21 protein-coding genes are annotated in these 22,552 nt (G+C 39.1%); 16 read left to right on the top strand and 5 right to left on the bottom strand.

The annotated features are described in order from the left end of the window. Positions 1-31: 31 nt before the first annotated feature. The 3 genes from AWN68_RS01890 to AWN68_RS01880 all read left to right on the top strand — a co-directional run bounded on the left by AWN68_RS01890 (position 32) and on the right by AWN68_RS01880 (position 3,202). Positions 32-1,351, top strand: a complete 1,320-nt coding sequence (locus tag AWN68_RS01890) for an acyl-CoA dehydrogenase family protein (protein WP_068410647.1) — start codon at positions 32-34, stop codon at positions 1,349-1,351. A 110-nt stretch (positions 1,352-1,461) separates the two neighbouring features. Further along, the gene (locus AWN68_RS01885; RefSeq protein WP_068410643.1) at positions 1,462-2,058 is read left to right on the top strand and encodes a hypothetical protein; all 597 of its coding nucleotides are present in this window, start codon (positions 1,462-1,464) and stop codon (positions 2,056-2,058) included. 115 nt (positions 2,059-2,173) lie between these two features. Then, positions 2,174-3,202: an RluA family pseudouridine synthase gene (locus AWN68_RS01880; RefSeq protein ID WP_068410639.1), complete on the top strand. Its 1,029-nt coding sequence runs from the start codon at positions 2,174-2,176 to the stop codon at positions 3,200-3,202. Here the strand turns inward: AWN68_RS01880 and AWN68_RS01875 are convergent. Then, positions 3,199-4,035 carry a DUF3298 and DUF4163 domain-containing protein gene (locus AWN68_RS01875; protein ID WP_068410636.1) on the bottom strand — a complete coding sequence of 279 codons (837 nt, stop codon included), beginning with the start codon at positions 4,033-4,035 and terminating at the stop codon, positions 3,199-3,201. The genes AWN68_RS01880 and AWN68_RS01875 overlap by 4 nt on opposite strands. Next, the gene (locus tag AWN68_RS01870) at positions 4,032-4,529 is read right to left on the bottom strand and encodes a DUF6702 family protein (protein WP_068410633.1); all 498 of its coding nucleotides are present in this window, start codon (positions 4,527-4,529) and stop codon (positions 4,032-4,034) included. Before AWN68_RS01870 ends, AWN68_RS01875 begins: the two co-directional genes overlap by 4 nt. Before the next feature lie 90 nt (positions 4,530-4,619). Here AWN68_RS01870 and AWN68_RS01865 point away from each other — a divergent pair, with 90 nt between their 5' ends. Together AWN68_RS01865 and AWN68_RS01860 are read left to right on the top strand one after the other, a co-directional pair. After that, positions 4,620-5,204, top strand: a complete 585-nt coding sequence (locus AWN68_RS01865; protein WP_068411464.1) for a HupE/UreJ family protein — start codon at positions 4,620-4,622, stop codon at positions 5,202-5,204. A 164-nt stretch (positions 5,205-5,368) separates the two neighbouring features. Continuing rightward, entirely contained in the window at positions 5,369-7,705 is a 2,337-nt protein-coding gene (locus AWN68_RS01860) for a M1 family metallopeptidase (protein ID WP_068411460.1), read from the top strand. A 79-nt stretch (positions 7,706-7,784) separates the two neighbouring features. On the opposite strand, the gene AWN68_RS01855 is transcribed toward AWN68_RS01860, so the two are convergent. Beyond that, positions 7,785-10,859, bottom strand: a complete 3,075-nt coding sequence (locus tag AWN68_RS01855; RefSeq protein ID WP_068410631.1) for a CHAT domain-containing protein — start codon at positions 10,857-10,859, stop codon at positions 7,785-7,787. Positions 10,860-10,966: 107 nt separating this feature from the next. Between AWN68_RS01855 and AWN68_RS01850 the strand changes: the two genes are divergently transcribed. Beyond that, positions 10,967-11,404 carry an SRPBCC family protein gene (locus tag AWN68_RS01850; protein WP_068410628.1) on the top strand — a complete coding sequence of 146 codons (438 nt, stop codon included), beginning with the start codon at positions 10,967-10,969 and terminating at the stop codon, positions 11,402-11,404. 89 nt (positions 11,405-11,493) lie between these two features. Then, positions 11,494-12,738: an aspartyl protease family protein gene (locus tag AWN68_RS01845; RefSeq protein WP_068410625.1), complete on the top strand. Its 1,245-nt coding sequence runs from the start codon at positions 11,494-11,496 to the stop codon at positions 12,736-12,738. 55 nt (positions 12,739-12,793) lie between these two features. Here AWN68_RS01845 and AWN68_RS01840 read toward each other — a convergent pair whose 3' ends face one another. Next, positions 12,794-15,274: a zinc-dependent metalloprotease gene (locus tag AWN68_RS01840; protein ID WP_068410622.1), complete on the bottom strand. Its 2,481-nt coding sequence runs from the start codon at positions 15,272-15,274 to the stop codon at positions 12,794-12,796. 106 nt (positions 15,275-15,380) lie between these two features. Between AWN68_RS01840 and AWN68_RS01835 the strand changes: the two genes are divergently transcribed. Then, positions 15,381-16,496: an NAD(P)/FAD-dependent oxidoreductase gene (locus AWN68_RS01835; protein WP_068410619.1), complete on the top strand. Its 1,116-nt coding sequence runs from the start codon at positions 15,381-15,383 to the stop codon at positions 16,494-16,496. Here the strand turns inward: AWN68_RS01835 and AWN68_RS01830 are convergent. Continuing rightward, complete coding sequence (locus AWN68_RS01830; protein WP_068410617.1) at positions 16,493-17,398, bottom strand: UbiA family prenyltransferase; 906 nt, start codon at positions 17,396-17,398, stop codon at positions 16,493-16,495. The two genes, AWN68_RS01835 and AWN68_RS01830, sit on opposite strands and share 4 nt — an antisense overlap. A gap of 50 nt (positions 17,399-17,448) precedes the next feature. Between AWN68_RS01830 and AWN68_RS01825 the strand changes: the two genes are divergently transcribed. From AWN68_RS01825 to AWN68_RS01795, 8 genes are all read left to right on the top strand, one after another. Further along, on the top strand, positions 17,449-18,537 hold the full coding sequence (locus AWN68_RS01825) for a type III polyketide synthase (RefSeq protein WP_068410614.1): 1,089 nt from the start codon (positions 17,449-17,451) through the stop codon (positions 18,535-18,537). 212 nt (positions 18,538-18,749) lie between these two features. Continuing rightward, on the top strand, positions 18,750-18,989 hold the full coding sequence (locus AWN68_RS01820) for a hypothetical protein (protein WP_068410611.1): 240 nt from the start codon (positions 18,750-18,752) through the stop codon (positions 18,987-18,989). A 143-nt stretch (positions 18,990-19,132) separates the two neighbouring features. Beyond that, positions 19,133-19,387 (top strand): hypothetical protein, encoded by a 255-nt coding sequence (locus tag AWN68_RS01815; RefSeq protein WP_068410608.1) that lies wholly within the window; start codon positions 19,133-19,135, stop codon positions 19,385-19,387. Between the two features lie 3 nt (positions 19,388-19,390). After that, positions 19,391-20,563 carry a 6-bladed beta-propeller gene (locus AWN68_RS01810; RefSeq protein ID WP_068410605.1) on the top strand — a complete coding sequence of 391 codons (1,173 nt, stop codon included), beginning with the start codon at positions 19,391-19,393 and terminating at the stop codon, positions 20,561-20,563. Then, on the top strand, positions 20,560-21,294 hold the full coding sequence (locus AWN68_RS01805; RefSeq protein ID WP_068410602.1) for a hypothetical protein: 735 nt from the start codon (positions 20,560-20,562) through the stop codon (positions 21,292-21,294). The genes AWN68_RS01810 and AWN68_RS01805 overlap by 4 nt, the downstream gene beginning before the upstream one ends. Positions 21,295-21,327: 33 nt before the next feature. Continuing rightward, a complete protein-coding gene (locus tag AWN68_RS18715; protein ID WP_262501352.1) occupies positions 21,328-21,480 on the top strand; it encodes a 3-oxoacyl-[acyl-carrier-protein] synthase III C-terminal domain-containing protein in 153 nt (50 codons plus the stop codon). Then, entirely contained in the window at positions 21,480-21,800 is a 321-nt protein-coding gene (locus AWN68_RS01800; protein WP_068410600.1) for a hypothetical protein, read from the top strand. Before AWN68_RS18715 ends, AWN68_RS01800 begins: the two co-directional genes overlap by 1 nt. Positions 21,801-21,826: 26 nt before the next feature. Next, the gene (locus tag AWN68_RS01795; RefSeq protein WP_245657919.1) at positions 21,827-22,516 is read left to right on the top strand and encodes a methyltransferase domain-containing protein; all 690 of its coding nucleotides are present in this window, start codon (positions 21,827-21,829) and stop codon (positions 22,514-22,516) included. The last annotated feature ends 36 nt before the right edge of the window (positions 22,517-22,552 follow it).

Here is a 22,552-nt window from a genome sequence, read left to right as displayed (position 1 = left end):
GAAACCCAGTTTATAAGCTAAACTATAAACTATGTCTGTTTTCTCCAGCCTGCGCAAATTTGGTAAAGTGGTTTCGCAACTCGATATCTCCGAAACGCTTGAAGCCCTAGGTAAACTCAATCAAACCGAGCTTTACCAAATCATGAAAATCATCAAGTCGAAGAATAAGGAATTTGTTCCTCCAGAAATCAATGGCGACTATTACAACCTCAGCCGTTTTCTTTCTCCAGAAGAAAGAGAAATTCAGCTGAAAGTACGTGAATTCATGAACGAGCATGTAAAGCCCATCGCTAACGACTGCTGGAACAAAGCCAGATTTCCGATGGAGCTGATTCCAAAAATGGCAGAACTCAACATTGCTGGTCTGACTTATGAAGGTTACGACAGCCCTATGGGAAGTTATTTGCTCGAAGGTTTTATTACGATGGAAATGGCCAGGGTTGATACGTCAATTTCCACCTTTTTTGGGGTGCAAAGTGGCTTGGCCATGGGCAGTATTTACTTCTGCGGAAGTGAAGCACAAAAATGGAAATGGTTGCCAGCCATGCAAAAGATGGAGAAAATTGGCGCCTTTGGTTTGACAGAACCCAACGTTGGTTCGGCTGTGGCGGGCGGACTGGAAACGACCTGCAAAAGAGACGGAGATAGCTGGCTGCTGAACGGTCAAAAGAAATGGATCGGCAATGCTACTTTCGCTGACTTGACCATTATTTGGGCGAGGGATCTGGACGATAATCAGGTAAAAGGCTTTATTGTAGAAAAAGGAACCAAGGGTTTTAAGGCCGAAAAACAAGAAGATAAAATGGCCTTACGCACCGTTCAGAATGCGCTGATTACTTTGACTAACTGCGAGATTTCCGAAGAAAACAGACTGCAAGAATGCAACTCGTTTAAGGACACTTCCAAAGTATTAAAGGCTACTCGAGCTGGTGTGGCTTGGCAGGCGGTGGGTTGCGCCAGAGGTGCTTATGAATGTGCTTTAGAATATTCTACCCAACGTTACCAATTCGGAAAACCCATTGCGAGTTTCCAGCTGGTGCAAGACTTATTGGTGCAAATGCTTACCGATTTAACCGCCATTCAGAGCATGGCTTTTCACCTTTCAAAATTACAGGATGAAGGCACCATGACTGACCAGCAGGCATCCTTGGCCAAGGTAGCCTGTACAAAACACACCCGAGAAATTGTCGGTCATGCGCGTGAGATTTTTGGCGGAAATGGAATTTTGCTGGAGTACAATATTGCCCGTTTTGTGGCAGATGCCGAAGCACTCTATACTTATGAAGGTACCAAAGAAGTGAACTCGCTGATTGTAGGCAGAGACATTACTGGCATTAGTGCCTTTGTTTAGGTTGGAAAAAGGCAAACCCTGAAACTTCCGAGTGTCTCAGCATCCTTCTAGGCTAAAGGAGGGTTATTAGTTTGCCCGCTTTGATTATATTCGTTTTTAATCATTCGCAATTGGCAAAATTCGAATCCAGTATTTACGAAGCTCCTTATTGGAAAAGACCATCCAAAAGGACTTATGGCCGAGTTATTTCCATTCTAATAGCTGCTATTGGTTACCTAATCATGTTAATTCAAGAGCAGGATTTTAATTGGTTGATCTTTTTTGGTGGAATGTCTGCGTTATTTAGTCAGTATTTAGATACTGGGGAAAGGCCAGTCCTTGGTACACATTTAGGAGAAATAATTCTGGAAGAATCCCAAATTACACTCTTAGGTAGGTCATTCCCAATTTCCGAAATTCAATCATTGAAGATTGGGTTTAATCGTTACAAAGATCAGAAAGTACATAGTAGGTACACACTTTACTACTATATGTCAGGTATTGAAAATGAGATAACCCTCCAAACGAAAGCGGAGACCCTTTCCTATAATTTTATGATTCTAAACAGCAACCACGTTCATGACATAATTGAAGTCCTTGAGTATTATTACCAGCAAGGCTTGTTTGTTCAAGAACTTGGAAGAACCTATTTAGGTAAGAGTCTAGATTACGAGGAAATTCAAGAATTCAAAAAGAAGTATAACCTGAAAGGAACGGGGTATGAGTAATTATAAACTTTCAGCTCCCTGATTTCCTCATCCCTAATAACTGTTCAACTAATGGCCAAAGGCCACCTTGCTTTATAAGCCTTAATAGCGGAAGTTTGTAGCCAGATAGGAATACATGAAGAATTACGCGGAAGACATAGACGAACAAGACGAACTTTTTGAACACCATAGAATTGTGGCCGACAAAGGCCAAGTGCCTTATCGCATCGACAAATTCTTGATGGACAGACTGCCCAACGTGACCCGAAACAAGGTGCAACAAGGCATTAAAGATGGCTTTGTACTCGTCAATGGCGAAGCGGTAAAACCTAATTATAAGGTACATCCGGGCGATGAAATCGTAGTGGCGTTACCAGAACCTCCGCGCGACACCGAACTTGTTGCAGAGGATATTCCAATCAATATCGTTTTTGAAGATGATCACTTGATGATCGTAAATAAAGAAGCAGGCATGGTGGTGCATCCTGCTTATAACAATTGGTCGGGCACTTTGGTAAATGCACTGACTTACCATTTTCAGAACCTGCCTACCATGCAGAATAATGAAGGCAGGCCGGGCCTTGTACACCGAATCGATAAAGATACTTCTGGCTTATTGGTGATCGCTAAAAGCGAAAAAGCCATGGCTGGTTTGGCCAAACAGTTTTTCGATCACTCCATAGAGCGTACTTATTATGCTTTAGTTTGGGGCGAACCCAGTGAAGAAATGGGCACTATTGATGTGAACCTTGGTCGTAGTGAAAAAGACCGCAGGATCACCGTAGCCATTGAAGATGGAAGCCGTGGCCGCCATGCGGTAACGCATTACAAGATTTTAAAGAGGCTGCGTTATGTGACTTTGATTCAGTGTAATCTGGAAACAGGAAGAACGCACCAAATTCGAGCGCATTTGAAATACCTTGGGCATCCACTTTTTAATGATGCCGCTTACGGTGGAGATAAAGTATTGAAAGGTACTCGTTTTTCTAAGTACAAATCTTTCGTAGACAACTGCTTTAAAATTATGCCGAGACAAGCCCTGCATGCCAAATCGTTGGGTTTTGTTCATCCGGTAACGGGTCAGTTTGAGCAGTTCAATTCAGAATTGCCCGAAGACTTTAAAGCGGTACTCGAAAAGTGGGAGCACTACGTGCAACACAATTAATTTTTCAGATCGCCAATTACTCCAGAGGGTTTAATTAGGCTTACATAGTCTGTTAACTTGAGCTCTAGCTCGGTGGGGCCCATGGCGTATGGCCCAATTTCATAAGCGTTGTAATAGAACAATAAGCTTTTGTTCATAATAGCAAAGTTGGTGTTGAGTTGGAACTTACCATCCTCGAAGAAGTAGCCTTGCTCATCCAAGGGCTCACTTGGTGGAATTTGCTTGTCCATTCTGAATTCAATTTCAGCCAACTTATTTAATTCTTCCTCATACCCTTCCACAAGGATATCACCTAGTTCTAACACTTTGCCCGTAGTTAAATCATAGCTACGGTACACCTGCATTGAGTTTGGATGCGCACCACCCGTGAAGGTGAAAATTGTAGTGGCTGTACTGATAAAACTTGAATCTTGATGAATGATATCAGAGCTAATTTCTAAAAGCCAACCCGTTTTATAGTCTTTGTTTTCATCCAAAATCTTTTTGTACTCTTGGCTCATTTCCTCAATCAGCAATTTGAAGTCATCCTTAGGTTCGCTGATAAAAGCGTAATTCAAAATGTCATGCTGTATTTGTCGGTTGATTGAATCGAGCACAGTGGCAGAGGCTCCGCTATCAAGAGTAGGGTACTGAATTTCTATACTCAAGCATTTCTCCCCCTTTCCATCGGCTACGCAGGGCCCTTTTTTCTCTGAAATCTTATTGAGCTCGTAATTGACAAAAGTAGCTTTCGGAATAGCTTGAACCACTTCGGCAGTGGTTACGCTTTCCTTTTTTCCAAACTCACAAGCGGTAAGTAAAAGTAGTATTGATAAAAAACCTAAAGGTTTCATTGGGCAAATTTAAAGAGATGTGAAATTTCCTTTTTGTTGAGTTTATAGCTTTTTAGCTGCTCGTTCACTTTCAGGTGAATAATGTTTTCTTGCTCTGGAAAGGACTCAAATAATACAACGTTCGAAATGTCTAACTCAGAAATGGAGCTTATGTTTTTTACTTCGATATAGCACCAACGGGCATCTCCTTCTAACTCGCTACCGATATAGTCGAGCTTGGCTTTTTTGCCGTCAATGGTAATAAAAAGCTTGGCCTGAATGTATTCGTTAATCAAGCTGTCTAGCTTTTTTGGATCTTTAGGTTTGTAGGTATCGATGTAATCCATTTTATGGAAGCCTTGAAGTCCCGTGGCGAGATCGTCCATAAATATACGTTGGCTGATTTGAAGTGCCTTTGCTTCTTTGTTGTACTCCATATCACACACACTCACATGAAAAGGATGTAAATTCCAAAAGAGTCCAATTATCACCGTATATAAAAGCTTATGAGGCATGGATTACGCTATTTGTATGTGCTTCAAAAATTAAGTTTTATTATTGCAAAGCTAAGTGAAAATCTGTCAGCAAGTCATCAAAATACAAGAATGGATCAGTTTAAGCTTTATTTCCAACTAGGACACGAACACATCCTCGACATCTATGGTTTCGACCACATACTTTTTGTGATCGCGCTTTGTGCCATTTACATGGCGCAAGATTGGAAAAAAGTACTGATTTTAGTCACTGCTTTTACCATTGGTCATTCGATTACACTCGCTTTAAGCACTTTCGAACTAGTCAATTTTCGTACCGATATTATCGAGTTTTTAATTCCCGTTACGATTTTCATTACTGCTTTCAGCAATATTATTCGAAAGCAAAACTCGGTTAAGCCTTCGGTATTAAACCTTAATTACTTTTTTGCACTGTTTTTTGGTTTGATCCACGGCTTGGGTTTTTCAAATTACTTGAAGAGTCTCTTGGGTAAAAATGAAAGTATCATTACCCAGTTATTGGCCTTTAATATAGGGCTTGAGTTGGGTCAGGTGATAATCGTGGCCCTTTTCATGATTATTTCAGCAGTCTTTACCGGCCTTTTTAGTGTCTCGAGAAGAGATTGGAATTTGGTGGTTTCTTCGGCCATCGCTGGTATTGCAATCACCATGATGATTGAGATGAAGTTTTGGTAGGCACCTTATTTGTTTTAACAGGAAAGAGATTAAACTATCTCTATCAATTCTAGAATTCCTTTTATAAATTGAATCCCCGTTTCTTCTATTTTTCAAATAGGAAAAGTCTTCTTTTGAGGAAAAGGGGATCGAGTAAATCATAAAAATCAAACAAACGAATGAATATGAAACGATTACTTTTCGTAGTAACAGCGGTTGTTTTCATTTCAGGCCAATCTTTGGCCCAAGTGATCAATAGCAACCACGGTAAACGTTTTGAGCAATTGGAGCGAATGCTCCGTGACCCAAGTGTATACCGTACCGCATCTGGAGCCCCAGGCCATGAATATTGGCAACAAAAGGCAGATTACGTTATTGAAGCTGAATTGGATGATACCAATCAGCGACTGACAGGTTCTGAAAAAATTACCTATTACAACAACTCTCCTGACCCACTTGAGTACCTGTGGATTTCTTTAGACGAGAATGTAAGACAGCCCGATAACCCCGTGTATAAGTGGGAAGAAAGCGCTATCCGAAACAGAATGAGCTATGATCAGATTAAAGCGTTAAACGGTCACGATAATGACTGGGGTTTTCACATTACCGAAGTGAAAGATGCCAAAGGTGGAAACATGACCTATACCATCAATGAGACCATGATGCGAATTGATCTCCCTTCGCCCTTAAAAGCAGGTGATAAAATGACATTTGGAATTAAGTGGTGGTACAATACAACGCCAAGAGATGAGTCGGGCGCTAGAGGTGGTTATGAGTATTTCCCTGAAGATGGAAACTACATGTATACCATTACAGGCTGGTACCCGAGAATGGCCGTTTATTCTGATTTTCAAGGTTGGAACAACAAACAATTCACAGGACGTGGAGAGTTTGCTTTGACCTTCGGAGATTTCGATGTGAAAATGACGGTACCAAACGACCATGTTGTAGGATCAACAGGTGTGCTTCAAAACCCTAACACTGTGCTCACTGCTGAGCAAAGAAAAAGATGGGAGCAAGCAAAAAAATCAGAAGTTGAACCCGTTGAAATTGTGACTTTGGCAGAGGCTAAAGCAGCTGAAAAAGGAAAACCAACCGGCAAGAAAACTTGGAATTTCAAAGCTGAAAACGTTCGTGACTTTGCATGGACTTCTTCTAGAAAATTTGTTTGGGATGCGATGGCCGTAACTATTGAAGGCAGAAGTGATAAGCCAATGGCGATGTCGTATTATGCGAAAGAAGCTTATGGTATTTATGCTCCCTATTCAACCAAAGCAGTAGCACATACTTTAAAAACTTACTCTAAATACACTATTCCTTATCCTTATCCAGTAGCGATTTCAGTAGAGGCTTCGAATGGAATGGAGTACCCAATGATTTGCTTTAACTATGGTAGGACTTTGCCTGATGGCACTTATCCAGAGTCGACTAAATGGGGTGCAATTGGTGTGATTATTCACGAAGTAGGCCACAACTTCTTCCCAATGATTGTGAACTCTGATGAGCGTCAGTGGACATGGATGGATGAAGGACTTAACACTTTTATGCAGTACCTCACCGAGCAAGAGTTTGATGAAAACTATCCTTCAAGAAGAGGGCCAGCACATAAAATTGCTCCTTATATGGGATTGCCTAAAGATCAATTAGAGCCAATTATGACCAACTCAGAAAACATTATTGGGTTTGGTAATAATGCTTACGCGAAAGCGGCTACAGGCTTAAATATATTGAGAGAAACCATTATGGGCCGTGAGCTTTTCGACTTTGCCTTTAAAGAGTATGCGCAACGTTGGGCATTTAAACACCCAACTCCAGACGATCTCTTTAGAACCTTAGAAGATGCTTCGGCAGTAGATTTGGATTGGTTTATAAGAGGCTGGTACTTCACTATTGACAATACGGATATCGCGATTGACGATGTACAATGGTACAAATTGGATACAAAAAACCCTGCAGTTGAATATCCAAGAATGAAGGCAGAAGCAGCAGAAGCGGATTATGACATCAGAAAGGATAAGAATAAGGAAGAAGGCATGATTTACTATGCTGAGAAGGACAAAGGGCTTCAGGACTTCTATTATTCTTATGACGAATTTAAAGTGACTGAAGAGGCTAAAAATGCATATCAGAGATTCAGTGCTTCGTTAAGCGATCAAGAAAGAGCCATGTTGGGTAGTAACAAGAACTTCTATCAAATAGATTTTTCTAACCAAGGAGGCTTAGTGATGCCAATCATTATTGAATGGACTTACGCTGATGGCACGACTGAAATAGAGAGAATTCCTGCTTACATCTGGAGAAAGAACGAAGACAAAGTGACCAAGGCCTTTATGAAAGATAAAGAAGTGGTTCAGATTCGTATTGACCCTAAACGTGAGACAGCGGATACTAATGAAGACAACAATTACTTCCCAAGAGTAAACAAGCCTTCTCGCTTCGAGATGTTTAGAGGCGGAGGTGCTGGTGCCAGAGGCCAAGCCACTGGTTCTAACCCAATGCAAAAAGCCAACGGAGGAAATTAGACTACCTCAAATAGGAATTGAAAAGCCCAGAGCGCATATCGTGCTCTGGGCTTTTTCTTTGTTATACCTTCAGTCTAAACTAAAAGCCAGATGGTTGATTTGCTTTTTTCTTTCTCCAAAACATTAAAAGAAGAAGTATTAAGATCACTATAGAGCCGATGATTACTATCTTCATCCAGATAGGGTTTCTACCTTCAATAGTGATTGGGGAGCCCAATGATATGAATGCGGCCCAATAATATGGGTGTGCAGTGTAATTATCAGAATTTTGTAGATAGTCTCGTTTGGTTTGAGCAATGGCCATATTAATAGGAATTTTTTCATTTAGCAGCTTATGCGTATTTACCATTAATTCGGAAGTGACTTTATCATTTACACTCCAAAGGCTCATTACAATGGAAGGAACACCCACAAGGGCAAAACCTCGGGCAATACTAAAAGCTCCCTCTCCTCTATTAATTTCTCCTACTCCACTTTCACATGCGCTTAGAATGGCCAATCTGGCCTGTAGTCCAGCCAAATAAAGATCACCAGTTTTTAAGATATTGTCAATGCCGTTAAAAATCAGTTTCGATTCATATTTTCCAGTACTGTCGGCTACTCCATGAATGGCCAAATGAAGCACATCATAGTCTTTTGCTGTTTTTAAGAAAACACTTTTAGAGCCTTCATTTCCGAGGTAATAGTCGCCTTCAATTTTAGATTGTAGAAACTTAATTTCTCTATCAGTTCCTGGTAATGCTGCAAATCCTGAATCATTATCTCCCTGACTATAACCTATTCCAATTAGGTTTTTTGTCGCTTTTTTAGCCACCGCTTTGTCAAAATCCCGATTTGAGGAAAGCTGATAATTAATAGTGTAGTCGTTAATGAGATAAGGCAAGTTTTTAAACGACCTTGGATTTTCGGCTTTAGAAGTAATAAGGGTTTCAAATGGAAGTCGTGACAAATACTCATCTGGAATAATAGTGAGATCGTTTATTGCGCCATCAAACTGATCAATTATCGGTTTCAGCAATAGGCTATAGATATAGTAGGAGTTCGTATTAAAAGCCTTAAGATTGTTTTCATAATCGGCCAGTTGAGGCCTATTACCAACCTCTACGATTAAATCATTAAAGGAATTTTTGAACCTTTCGTCAATATTCACACGCTCAAAAACCTGCTTGTTGGCTGACTTTCCCAGTATAAAAACTTGGTTTTCTCCTACAAAGAACTCAATTACAGCCTTATTACGGCCTATTTTGTCAAGCGGCTGATTTTTGAACACAAGGTTGTCGTCATCGGACTGATCAACCAAAAAGAGAGAAACACTGTCTTTTAACTCTTTCAGTTTTTCACTCGCATTGAGTAACCTATTATTGATTCTACCTACCGAATCACTGGTAGGCGAAGATTTGTCTAGAATGGAATAGAAGGTGATATTTAGGCTCTCTATTTCAGTTTTTAATTGGTAAAATTCACTCCTTAGGTATTGCGGCACATTTGAATTCTGAATTTTTCCGAACTCACCTGATTGCTCCAAGAACAATACTGCTTTACTTAACCTGAAAAACTCAGAGGCATTTTCAAAGCCAATTTTTTTACTCCCCAGATTGAACATTAAATATGAGGCCTCAATCCCTGCTTCATACAATGACTTAAAGTTCTCTGATAGAAATAGCTTGCCCTCGGTTCTCATTAACTCTTGCCTACTGCCCATCAAAAGGTTGTGTGTGTTACTAGCATAAGAACTCGCGGCCAACAGGACACTTAAGCTATCCTGTAGGCTTTGGTTGTAATACCGTATAAGTGATCTGGCTTTGTCACGTAAGGATGCCATTGCATCAATGGTTATTTTTTGATTCTTAATTTCCGGAAACTTGAGAATGTCAGACTTATAGTATTCTGGAATACTATTTCTTACGGCAGAATCATAGTAGTCAAATGAAAGATCAGATTTGTCTAGCTCATTATATAACGAACCTGCTACACTAAACAGGGATTCAGCCTGCTTATTAGGAAAGGTGGGCCTTAGCTCAGTCAATATATTTTCGATCAAGGCTTTCGCCTCATCATATTTTTCTAGACTTAGAAGTCCATTGGCAATATTAATTTTTTGTTGAATAATGAACCGAGACTCTCCAGAATTTGTGTCAATGATTTCTTGTAGACTTTTAATAGACTCTTCATATTTTCTTAACCCCAAGAGAATCGCTGCCCTGAGCGATTTCATTCCAATAATTTTACCTTTAACACTTTGAGTTTCTTCAGGAGAAAGTACTCCAAAGAACTTAGTAATGTTTTCAGTTTCATTAAGTAATTCGTTACACACCCTTAAGCCTCTTTCGAAGTCCTTCATTCTATAAAGTACATTTCCCAAATTAAATCTAGAGTCTATATATCGCGACTTTAGTACCGAATCGTACTTCTCTTTAGAATAGGCCACCTCTTCAATCGCGTAGGCTAAAGCTTGCGCATAATCCCCCTTTTGCATATACACTTTCGCATAGTCGTTCATTAAGTATAGAATATCATCAGGCTTTGTTTTAGGTTTACTTAAACGCTCCTCCATTCGTTCATCTAAATACTTAGTTAAAGTGTCTAAATTCATTTCACCATAACTGTAGGCATAGTATTTATACTCAATTAAATCATGATAAAGAGCAGAATCATAGTTATTGGAGGACTTATAAATGGCTTGAGCAGAATCTAAATCAGAGCCAGCCGCGTAGAAGTCGGCAATTTTGTGCTCTATATAGCCTCTTCTAAAATATGCTCTCGAAAGTAAAAAGTGATTAGTGGGTAAATGTTTCTTTGCAGTCTCAATTGATTTTGTCACGGAAACTAGGGCCAAAGAATCCCTTCTTAAAATCCATAATATTGCGGCATTTCGCTCCAAAAGATAAGAGAGTGATTCATAATCTTTTTCTTCTTCAATTTGAGGCAGTACCGATTGAATATATTCTAAACTCTTAGCATTCATGGAAGATGGATTTTGTCGATCTTCTTTGAGCTTTTCATTTAGCTTGTCAGTCCAAGAGTTCTTAAGTACAAAAGGGGTTTTTATTTTATTAAAATCACTTTGCTGCGCTCCTAAGGGGGTACATAGAAATATAAGTAAAAGCCAGCTTAGAAGAGGAGCTTTAGAATAGCATCTCGTTAGTAGAGACATTACAATGGGTTGAGTAGAGTAAATATTATGAAAAATAGGAAGAATAGGCTGTAGTTCCAAATAAGGGAATGCGACAAACTTTTGGACGAAAGAGTAGTTAATCGGTTATGAAAATCAAAATTTCCACCAAGGTAGAGCAAGACTTGACGAAAGTAAAGAATGGATTTAATGAAAGGCTCTTTATTAGCTTGAGCCCTCCTTTTCCAAAAGTTGAGTTAAACCGATATGATGGTTGTGAGCCAGGAGATATTGTCGCGCTCTCACTTAATTTTGGTATATTCAAACAAGAGTGGGTGAGTGAAATTGTAGATCAAACCGACTCTGAGGAGCTCTTTGAATTTGTTGATGTTGGCAGAAGGCTTCCTACTTTCATAAGGAAATGGAAGCATAGGCACATAATTAAGCGTATGGATTCGGGATCATTGATTGTTGATGACATTGAATATTCAACACCATTCATACTTCTGAACTATGTTTTATACCCTTTAGTTTACTTCCAATTTATATATAGAAAACCAATATATAAAAAGTGGTTTAGAGATTGAGAAAACTCAACTCTTATACTTTGGTAAGGGTTTACGTTTTTCAGAGTGTTATTTAATTGATTCATTCAGAACACAAGACACCCACTCATATGAAATATCTGCCAATTATACTTTTCTCCGTCTTTCTCTTCCATATTACAAATCTCAATGCCCAGAATTCAATTGGTTTCGGCCTAGAAAACGGGGCTAGCAGGGTTTCCTTGTCTTTCAGAAATGAAAGTAATCTGATGATCGTTCCGATCAAAATAAATGAGCAAGGCCCCTTCAATTTCATTTTGGACACCGGTTCCGAATCGGGGATGATTTTTGATAAACTGATCATTGGGGAAAATAACTTAATGAATGCCAGAACAATTCCAATTTATGCTGCGGATGGCAATAAGGTTACGGATCTTTGGGTAGCGAATGACATCAGGGTGAATTTTGCTGGAGTACATGGGAAGGACCAATCTATGTTAGTCCTTCAAAGTAATTTCGTGGATATAGAAAATGTGCTTGGGGTCGAAGCCCATGGAATCCTGGGTTCAGAAATCTTCAATCGCTTTGTTGTGGATATCGATTATGCAGAAAGAAGAATTAACCTGACCCATCCAGAGGACTTTAAACGACCTAAGAAATACAAAAAAATTCCTATCACAATTGAGAATTTTCGTCCGTACGTAAATGTTACAGTAAAACAAAAGGGAGAAAAGGCGATCACTGTAAAATTGCTTATTGATACAGGGGCTAGCAGTGCACTTTTTCTAGATGCGGGTTCTAATGAAGACATTGTTTTGCCTGAGAGAACGCTTGACCACACTATTGGAAGAGGCCTTGCAGGAATTGTAAAAGGAAAAATAGGTAGGGTAAAGAAAATCAGGCTGGGTAAATACAAATTTAAAAAAGTGTTGACCTCTTACCCAGACGATTGGGGGTTGTCTAAACCGGATAGTGAAATAGAAAAGGAGGATATCCGATATGGAACCATTGGTTCCGATGTGCTCTCTAGATTCCACGTAATCTTCAACTACTCCGAAGGGTACATGTATTTAAAGCCAAACAATAACATTCGTGATAGGTTTCAATTCAATACTGTTGGTATGAATGTAATGGCCTTCGGGGAGCGACTTAATGAATATTATGTAAATGATATTATTGCAGACTCACCAGCAGATAAAGCGGGCTTGGAGATAGGGGACGAAATTATTGCAATGAATAATAACCCTGCATTCTTTTATAAGTTGGATGAAGTTGTTTCAGTTTTGAAACGAACCCCTGGCGAGCGACTTAAGTTGATTATTCGTAGAGATGGTGAGCTTATGCAGTTCAATATAAAGCACAAGCGACTGCTTTAAAAAAAAATAGGGCTACCAAAAGGCAGCCCTATTCACATCAGTTATTTTTCTTGAGTTACTTTGGATCAAGAATAGTATTCACTTTTTCCAATGCATCTTCTAAATGTATTTTAGACATTCTATCAGAAGTTCTTGGAATAGCAGCTTTAATTCTAGACTGTAAAGTTTTCAGCTCAGCTCTTGCTACTGATGAAATATCAGATTGAGTAGCATCGTTCATTAATGTTGCCATTCTGTCGATATAGCCACTTTGCAAGTTTCTTCTGTACGTATCAATTGTCTTACCAGCTGACAATTCAGACCAAATACCGTTTCTTACATCGCTGAATAATTCAAGCATTCCGTAAGCAGCGTTTCCGTTTAAAGCTTCGTTTTCAATAACTCTACCAAGTTTTCTTGGCTCTAAAACAGAGTTTAAAGTTCTCACTTGCATAGATTTCATGGCAGTAACAGCACCATCATCTTGAAGTCTGTTCAAAATTTCATTGTCAAGGATCCATTTTGGAGTATTGAACAATTGATCGTTTAAGAACTTAACAGCTTCTTTTTGTTTGGCTTTTGGAGCATGAGTATAAACAGCACCTTCTTGGTCAACTGTTTTGTAATCTTCTTTTACACCACCAACATAACGTCCTACATGACCCATGTAACGGTTGAACTGAGACTGAACCTCTCCGTACATTTCTTCCAATTCGGTATAATCAGAACCTTGTACATAAGTCCATTTTTTAAGGTTGTTCATGATTATTTTCAGGTTTTTGATCCCGTAATCACTCGCTTTCATAGCGTCATCACCTAAGTCTTCACTTTGAGCAGTGTAATCATTGCTATTACCTTGACGTCCGTATCTATAAAGTGGGTCGCTATTTTTGTCTTCAATCCACTTTCTTAAAGTTGGTAACTCAGCCTCTGGGCTATTTGCATCTAAAATTGGTCTATAACCCCATGCGATTGAGTATTTATCATACACTCCCACTTCTGGCATTAAAGCAACTCCTTTATCTTCCGGTTGTGCTATGTAATTGAAACGAGCATAATCCATTAGAGATGGAGCCGTACCCATTCGCTTAGTGAACTCCGCAGATCTCAAAGAATCTACAGGATAAGCATTACTTGAACCGAAGTTATGTGGTAAACCTAAAGTATGGCCTACTTCATGAGAAGATACAAAGCGAATCAAACGAGACATTACTTCATCGTCAAATTCTGGGCTTTGTGCTTGAGGATTGATTGCAGATGTCTGAACAAAGAACCATCTTCTCAATAAAGTCATAACGTTGTGGTACCAGTTGATATCACTTTCTAAAATTTCACCAGAACGTGGATCACTTACGTGAGGTCCGTTTGCGTTTGGAATTGGAGAAGCCAAATATCTAACAACTGAGTATCTAACATCTTCAGGGCTCCAATCTGGATCTTCTTCTGGAGTAGGAGGTGTTTTAGCAATAATAGCATCTTTGAAACCTGCGGCTTCAAAAGCAACTTGCCAATCTTCAATGCCATCTTTAATTGCTTGTGCCCATTTTGTAGGCGTAGCTCTATCAATGTAATAAACGATTTGTTTTTTAGGCACAACCAACTCTCCTCTACGGAATTTAGCCAAGTCCTCATCTCTTACTTCAAGTCTCCATCTGTCCAAATATCTAACATCTTTAGACTGCTGAACGTCTAAGCCATAGTCAGTTGTTCCTCTGGCAAACCAACCAACTCTTTCGTCATAAAGCCTTCTTTGCATTGGTACTTCTGGCAAAAGAATCATTGAGTTACTCATTTCTATTGTGATGGCTCCATCCTCTCTAGAAGAAGGGGAGGCACTCGCTAAATAAGTTTTAACGTGTCTAAGCTCAATGTTTTCTGGGTAGCTGCTCACTCTAGTCACATAAGAGCGATCATTATCCATTCTTGAAACTTTGTATTGTGTTCTTGAACGCTGAGGCATGCCAAGAGGCTTAATGTCACTAGTCAATAATGACGAAGCATCAATCACTACTCCATTACCATCCTTAGACAAAGCTTCAACTTGGAAAGACGCCAAGATTGGGTCTAAATTTGAGTTTTTAACCGCTTCGCTAATTGGAAGAGAATCATCAGCTGTTACTTGAGTTGAGATAATTTTGAGAAGAATTTTATTCTCATAACGTTCCCATCTTAGCATTAACGTGCTTGTTTTTCCACCACCAAAACCAATGCCTGAAGCAGTTTTAGCAATTCTTGAGACCATAAGCATATCTCTTCCTAAAAGATCATTAGGGATCTCAAAAAAGTACTTGTCTTCGACTTTGTGAACTTGGAAAAGACCTTCGTCTGAAACGGCATCTTTTGTAATTACCTCATTATAAGGCTTTGGTTCGCCTTTTTTAACTTTAGGCTTAGGGTCTTGTTTTGGTGCAGCAGCAGCTGCGGCCGCTTTTTCAGCAGCTTCTCTTTTTTCCTTCCTAGTTTGCCCATAAGAGTTATCTGCGAACCCTGTGAGCAAAAATAAGACGGCCACAGCAACCAATAATGGCCTTTGTGCAATCGTTTTAATCTTTTTCATTCCTTTAGTGGTTTAATAATTGTCGCTTAAGCTAATTGCTTAAGTTATACGGTTCAGCCTATATTACTTGAAAGGCACTTTAGAATTATAAAAGGGGAATGTAAAATTGAAAAAAATAGCAATAATTGGTGGCGGTTTAGCAGGTTTAGTGACTGCTGCACGACTTTCTCGTTTGACTTTCGAGGTTTTGCTCTTTGAAAAAAAGCAGTATCCCTTCCATAAAGTTTGTGGCGAATACCTTTCAAATGAAGTGTTAGACTTCATGAAAAGGGAGGATTTAATGCCTAAAAACGATGATTTTCCACAAATCTCGAGGTTTCAAATGAGTGCTTTGTCGGGTCAGTCCTTAACAATGCCACTTGACTTAGGCGGTTTTGGTATTAGCCGTTATGTGCTCGATGATTTTTTGGCAAACAAGGCAAGAGAATCTGGTGCTCAGGTTATAGAAAACACATCGATAAGCGAAGTAGAATTCATCGAAAATCAATTTGAACTTAAGTCTATTTCAGGTGAAGTTTATCATGCCGATTTAGTGATTGGCGCCTATGGTAAGAATGGCGTGCTGGATAAAAAACTTGAGCGGAATCATTTGAAGTTTGAAGCGCCATTTATTGGTGTAAAACACCACATCAAAACAGACTTCCCTAGAGACTTGGTGGCCTTACATAATTTCGAAGGGGGATATTGCGGAATCGTGGCCATTGAAAACGATCAATTTAACCTCTGTTATTTAGGCAGAAGAGAAGATTTGAAAAGAGCAGGTTCTGTAGAAGAAATGGAAGAGAAAGTGCTTAAAGCCAATCCATTTCTAAAGTCCATTTTTGATAATGCTGAATTTGTGCACGAAAAGCCCGTGGTGATCAATGCCTTTTCTTTTCGTCCCAAAAAACTGATTGAAAATCACATTCTGATGTCTGGAGACACTGCTGGCCTGATTACTCCTTTGTGCGGCAATGGAATGGCCATGGCTATTCACTCCGCTAAAATCCTCTCTGATGCCATTGCTGACCATGCCAGTTCAGAACAATGGGATAGAAAAAGGCTGGAAAGTGCCTACAGTGAGAAGTGGAATGCGACTTTTAAAAGGCGGCTTTGGGTGGGAAGAAAAACCCAGTCCTTTTTTGGTTCAAAATGGAGCAGTAATGTAGCGCTTTCAGTAATGAGAAACTCCCCTGCGCTAGCGAATCAGATTATGAAAAACACACACGGAAAGCCGTTTTAATATTGACCTACTGCCGTTAAAATATTGGTGGAGTTGAGAAAAAAGTATAGAAAGAATCCACCCAAACAGGTGGCCGAAATGAAATTCAGCCACATTGTATTTTTGTAATTCGCCTTGTCTCCATTTTTAAGCACCGCTAAAAACCAGCCTACAAAAAAGAGAACAATAGGGGTCATTGCGAGAATAAACGTCCAGCCATATTTGGCTTGATGATAGGCCTCAAAATAGAAGAAATAGAGTACCGATGCCATCACAAAAAAGACAGCGGTGAACAAGAAGGTGCCCTTAACTCCCAACTTTATACTGAGGGTTTTGTCACCTCTTTTGGCATCTTCTTCATGTTGATAAATTTGGGTCATAGGATAAGCCCCCCACAAAATAACAGAGGCCATAAGCCCAGGAATAAGGACATGAGGTTTTAAAATATGACTGAATTCGAAGTTATTGAGGCCAATGTAAATGATCCAAACTACCCAAGCGCCTTGAAAAAGGCCAGCGATGAACCAGCTCAGGAAAGCATACTTTTTTAATCGAATTGAAGGATGGCTGTATGCTCTCGATACCAAAATATAGACAAGTAGCATAAGCGTCAATGTCCAGTTGTTTTTGAACTGCCAAATGGAAAGTGAAATTCCAATAATATCGAAAAGCCAAGCCATGTAAAGCAGGTTTTTATCTACTGGTGGTGGGCTTTTCAGGCCACCAATGCTCTTTTCATCTTTATCAAAATAGCTGTTAAACGCATTGCTAGCAGGGTAAATAAAAAGGTGAAGAATGATAAAAAGCCAGAGCAGGCTGGGCTCACTTAGGTTGGGGCTAATAGAAATTCCAAAGAAATAGATAGGGAGAAGAAAGTAGCTAAACGGAATTCTTAGATGTAACCAGGTCGACTTTTTAAACATATGTGGAAGTTATACTGAACAATTTAGCGGAAAAAAGGATAATATAGAACGTGAGATCAGTCATATCAGCCATAGGCACCGCAGTTCCAGAAAACAAAATCCCTCAAAGCGAAATCTTTGAATTCATGGCGAAAGCCCATGGGTTTGAAGGTAAGGATAAAACCCGACTGAAAGCACTCTACCGTGCCAGTGGAATTCAAACCCGTCATTCTGTAATTCCGGATTACAGTAGTCTGAATATGGAAGGTTGGACTTTTTATCCCAAAAGTAAAGACTTGAGTCCTTTTCCAACGACCCAACAACGATCGATTTTATATAAAGAAGCAGCGCCAGACTTGGCTATGCAGGCAGTAAAGAACTGTATTCAGAAATCGAATATAAAGCTGGAGGAAATCACCCATTTGATCACCATCAGTTGCACAGGTATGTATGCCCCTGGTTTAGATATTGATTTGGTCAATGGACTAAAATTAAGACCGGATGTTCAGCGTACTTGCATCAATTTTATGGGCTGTTATGCAGCCATAACGGGTATTCGTACCGCTGATGCTTTTTGCAAAGCCGACCCAAAGGCTAAAGTTTTGGTGGTTTCAACAGAACTTTGTACCATCCATTTTCAGAATAAAACAGACGAGGATAATTTACTGGCCAATGCACTTTTCAGTGATGGAGCTGCCGCCCTTTTAATGACTTCTTCGGAACAAGGAAGTAAAGGCTTATCGCCTGTCGCTTTTCATAATCAAATTCTGAACGATGGTGGCGAGAGCATGGCTTGGGACATTGGCGATTTCGGTTTCGAAATGAAGCTTTCTTCTTACGTACCTACACTAATTGAGTCGGGAATTGCTGGAATGATTGACCAATTGAAAACGAAAATGGGAGGAAATTCTATTCAACGATATGCCATACACCCAGGAGGGAAACGGATTTTGGAAGTGATTGAACAAGAATTGAATCTTGACAAAAATGATAATCGTCATGCCTATGAGGTGCTCCAGAATTATGGAAACATGTCTTCTGCCACTTTAATCTTTGTGTTAGAAAAGTTGATGGAAGAAAAGCCTACAAAAGGCGAGCATTGTCTTTCCGTAGCCTTTGGCCCCGGCCTTACTTTGGAGTCGATGGTACTGGGGGTTTAAACCATCAATAGCAAGGTTAATGAGTAACTCCCTAATTGCCGCTTAAATCTTTTCAGTTAGCCTGCTGTCATCTCATTTCATAAAAAAAGTCAATTTTATTGTCTGATTTACTTTTTTGAACATCTTTAAAATCAAAAAAACAATAATAAGCTGTGATTATTGCACTTTATCCATTAAATTACGGTAAGTAGTTGTTCTGGATAGGGATAAGTATGGAAAAGCAAATAGAAAGAATAGAGCGTTTACATAATTTAATCAGATTGAAAGCTACTGGAACCCCTAAGGAGTGTGCTGAAAAATTAGAAATTAGTGAGAGACAATTATATCGTTTATTGGACTTGATGAAAGAACTTGGTGCACCTGTTTATTATGAAGTTTATTACCGGGCTTACTGTTATGAGTATGAGGTAGAATGGTCTTTTGGGTTTAAAAAATTAATTAAGACGTATTAAAAATATATATTGAGTAATTAATTTAATTATAGTAATGTCATATTTTGTCAGTGTTAGCTCATAATATTATAGGTAAGTAGCAAGTTCAAAATTCTAGACAATGGGTTGGCTATGAGTTTAATTTTTAACAAAAAAATTTAATTATGAAAGCAAGAATATTTAGTACTTTATTTATCGTGATGTTTATATTTACTTTCAGTGGTGCGGCATTGGCATCTGACGAAACTTGTGCGGCAGGAGGGCCTGGTGCCTCTGAATGTCAATTTGAGAGGAGTCTTACCATATTGGGAATACCCATTATTGACCAAACAGGTCCAAGTGTAACTTGTACGGGAGACACATATGCCTGTTGCGGGCCAAACACCGCGGTTTGCATCCCTAATGGAGGAGTACTTTAGACTATGAAAAAGGATAAGGTTTTACCATTTCAGTACCTGATACTGCTTTTAGCAGTATCAGGTACTTCTTCCTGTGGAGGCGATAAGTCAGTAAAATCAGACAGCTTAGTTATAGACTACAAAGAGTTCAGGGATGTTGAATTGCGTAATTTCTTTAAAGATATTACTTATGTAACGCTAGAAAATCATGAGGAAAGTATCATTAACAACGTAGGCCGAATAGTCGTTTTGGACACCTCTATACTTGTTGAGTCAGGTGATGAAATTACGGAATTTTCTAAAAAAGGAAAGTTTCTCAGAAGATTGAACGAACAAGGTTTTGGGCCGTCAGAATATCAAAGAATTGCCGATTTTCAGCTAATCGACAACCGTTTGGCAATTCTGGACAACAAAAGTGATCGGCTTTTATTCTATAATCTAGAAGACTTCTCTTTTGTCTCATACATACCTTTGCAGTTCAGAGGTGGATCTTCCTTTGAATATGACAATGAAATGTTCTATTTTCACAAGAGCAACAGGTTAAATCCACTTTTGAACGGAACCGATAAGTATGAGATAATCACGACAGATAAGGAAGGAAATATAATGGGAGGCTACTTGCCATATGAGGGTGAGGTTAAATCTGGAGTTACAGAAAACTTGATTGGATTAGACAGGCCTTTTGGACGAGATGGTTCATCGTTAATTTATAGCAATGGGTTTAGAAATGACTCACTTTATATATTGAGCAATGGAGAGTTAACAGGCGTGAATATTGGGTTCCCATCGCGCCCTTCTATACCCAATGACTTAAATAAATCTCATTTTCAACCGTCTCCAGAAGAACTATTGTCAAGGAATTCAGAAATTCACGTAGGCCCTTTCTTTAATTTCTTAACACCCAAGTCTCAGTCCTTTGTAATTCTGTACGATATGAATTTTCGATGGGTTTATTTGAAAGATGACAAAATCAAATTCATGAGTAAAAACATAATAGACTCCAAAATCAAAATAGATATTGTAGCCCCTAACAACTATTCAAATGGGTATTTCGTCTCAGTTCTTACCAGTGAATGGCTTGAAACACAAGAGCAAAAAATCATCAATGGTTTGAATGATATTGAGTTCTTGAAAACAGCCCACCAAGTTTTAAACGAAGATTTAAATCCAATATTAATCTTATACAAAGAGAAATGAAAAACGTTGAAAAAACTCTGGCATTTACACTTCTTTTATTGGTATCTCATTCGCTCACAGGTCAAAACATTGATATAGACCAGATGCCCGTTGCAGAAATGAGCCTAATTCTTAATCACCAAGAAGAAGGCTATGACCTCAAACTATATAAATTCGATCAAAAAGGAGTTACGAATACGAGCTTGAGTAAAGGCAGTAATTTACTCAAAGTAGGAGGTGACATTTCTAAAATTTTAACTGAACTAAACCCGGGTAAATTTATCAAGACTAAGGTTTTTCGCTCTAAGGATCTATACTTTTTAGAATTGAAAACCTCTGAAATGACGATAATGAATGACATAGGCCTCGATGTTTCTAAGCAAATAATGAAGAAGTTGGGGTATGTATTGAAAGAAGAAAAGGTTCCAGCAGAAGTGTGGGAGATTACGATCGTAAATGAAAGTATAATCACTTCTTTAATGGGTATAGATGTTCCTATTGGTGTAGTGAAAAGTGTATCAATGGACAAAGAAACCTTGCATATTATTGGTGACATTAATTACCTCGGCCTTGTGTTGGCAAAACACTATTTAAGTGATTATGTGTTTGCAGAACCATTTGAAGGAGTTTTTGCCTTTAGTATACCCAAAGGCCTTTCAGGTGAAAAACTTCATGATTTCTTACAGAAAAATTATGGTCTGGCATTAAAAAAGGGAGTTAAAGAGTTAGATTATCTTGTTGTAGGTAAATAAGCTTCTTAATGAATACAGGCCTTTGCCTATGAGGTGCTCCAGAATTATGGAAACATGTCTTCTGCCACTTTAATCTTTGTGTTAGAAAAGTTGATGGAAGAAAAGCCTACAAAAGGCGAGCATTGTCTTTCCGTAGCCTTTGGCCCCGGCCTTACTTTGGAGTCGATGGTGTTAGAAATAGTTTAATGTTTAGGGTAAGGAAAAAGGTTTTCATATTTATTGGCGTTTTAGTTTCTCTGTTGGTTTTAGTGTTCTTCTACTTTACAGAATGGAGTGCCGCTGCCAGAAAAGGCAAAGAAAATGTGATCAACTCCGAAAAGCTGGAAATAGGAATGGACTCATTGCAGGTGAAGAAAATAATGGGTGAGCCTGACGCAAGAAGTGATTATGGTTCAGAGAACAATATTACTAGGTTCTATTATCAGCCGCCAGCTTTTTCATCTGATGGTATTTTTGTCCATTTCGACTCGTTGGGGATAGTAAAAAGGATTGTCTACTTTGAATGAAAAATATTGACCTTTAAAATAACACATTGAGCAACCGATCATACGAAGAAGAATTAATGGATGACCTTGAGGCCTCAGGCGAAGTAATTCCTCAGACGCTAAAGGAGCTTGAAACCATCAATAAATGGCTCGGTGGAAACTTTGTGACGATTAATGGTTTGGATCAGCTTGTTCGGTCAAAAACCAAGGAGAAACTCGTGATTGCTGATTTGGGTTGTGGCGGAGGAGATATGCTGAAGCTCGTTGCACAATGGGCTAAACGGAGAAAACTGGAAGTTGAATTGATAGGCTTTGACGCCAATCCTGCAATTGTGGAATATGCCATTGATAACTGTAAAGCCTACCCGAACATCCGTTTCGAAGTGTGTGATATTTTTTCAGAAGAATTTAAAGAAAGGCCATTCGATGTTATTCTTTGTACGCTCTTTACACACCACTTTACCGATGAACAACTCATCAATATTTTCAATCAGTTTAAGACTCAAGCAAAAAAAGGAACCGTTATTAATGATTTGCATCGCCATGGTTTGGCCGAGTTTTTAATCAAATGGCTGACTCGCTTTTTCTCCAAATCTGAAATGGTAAAGAACGATGCTCCGCTTTCGGTAAGGCGGGCCTTCAAAAAAGCAGAACTAGAGAAAATCATGAATCAAGCCGAAATTCCGTTTTTCAAGTTGCGCTGGATGTGGGCTTTTAGGTGGCAGTTGATTTTTTAGTTTTCGAAGAGAAAAAACCCTCCAAGGGTTTCAAAC

Source organism: Roseivirga echinicomitans (assembly GCF_001592935.1).
GTDB lineage: Bacteria > Bacteroidota > Bacteroidia > Cytophagales > Cyclobacteriaceae > Roseivirga > Roseivirga echinicomitans.
This window is presented reverse-complemented; position numbering and strand designations above follow the sequence as displayed.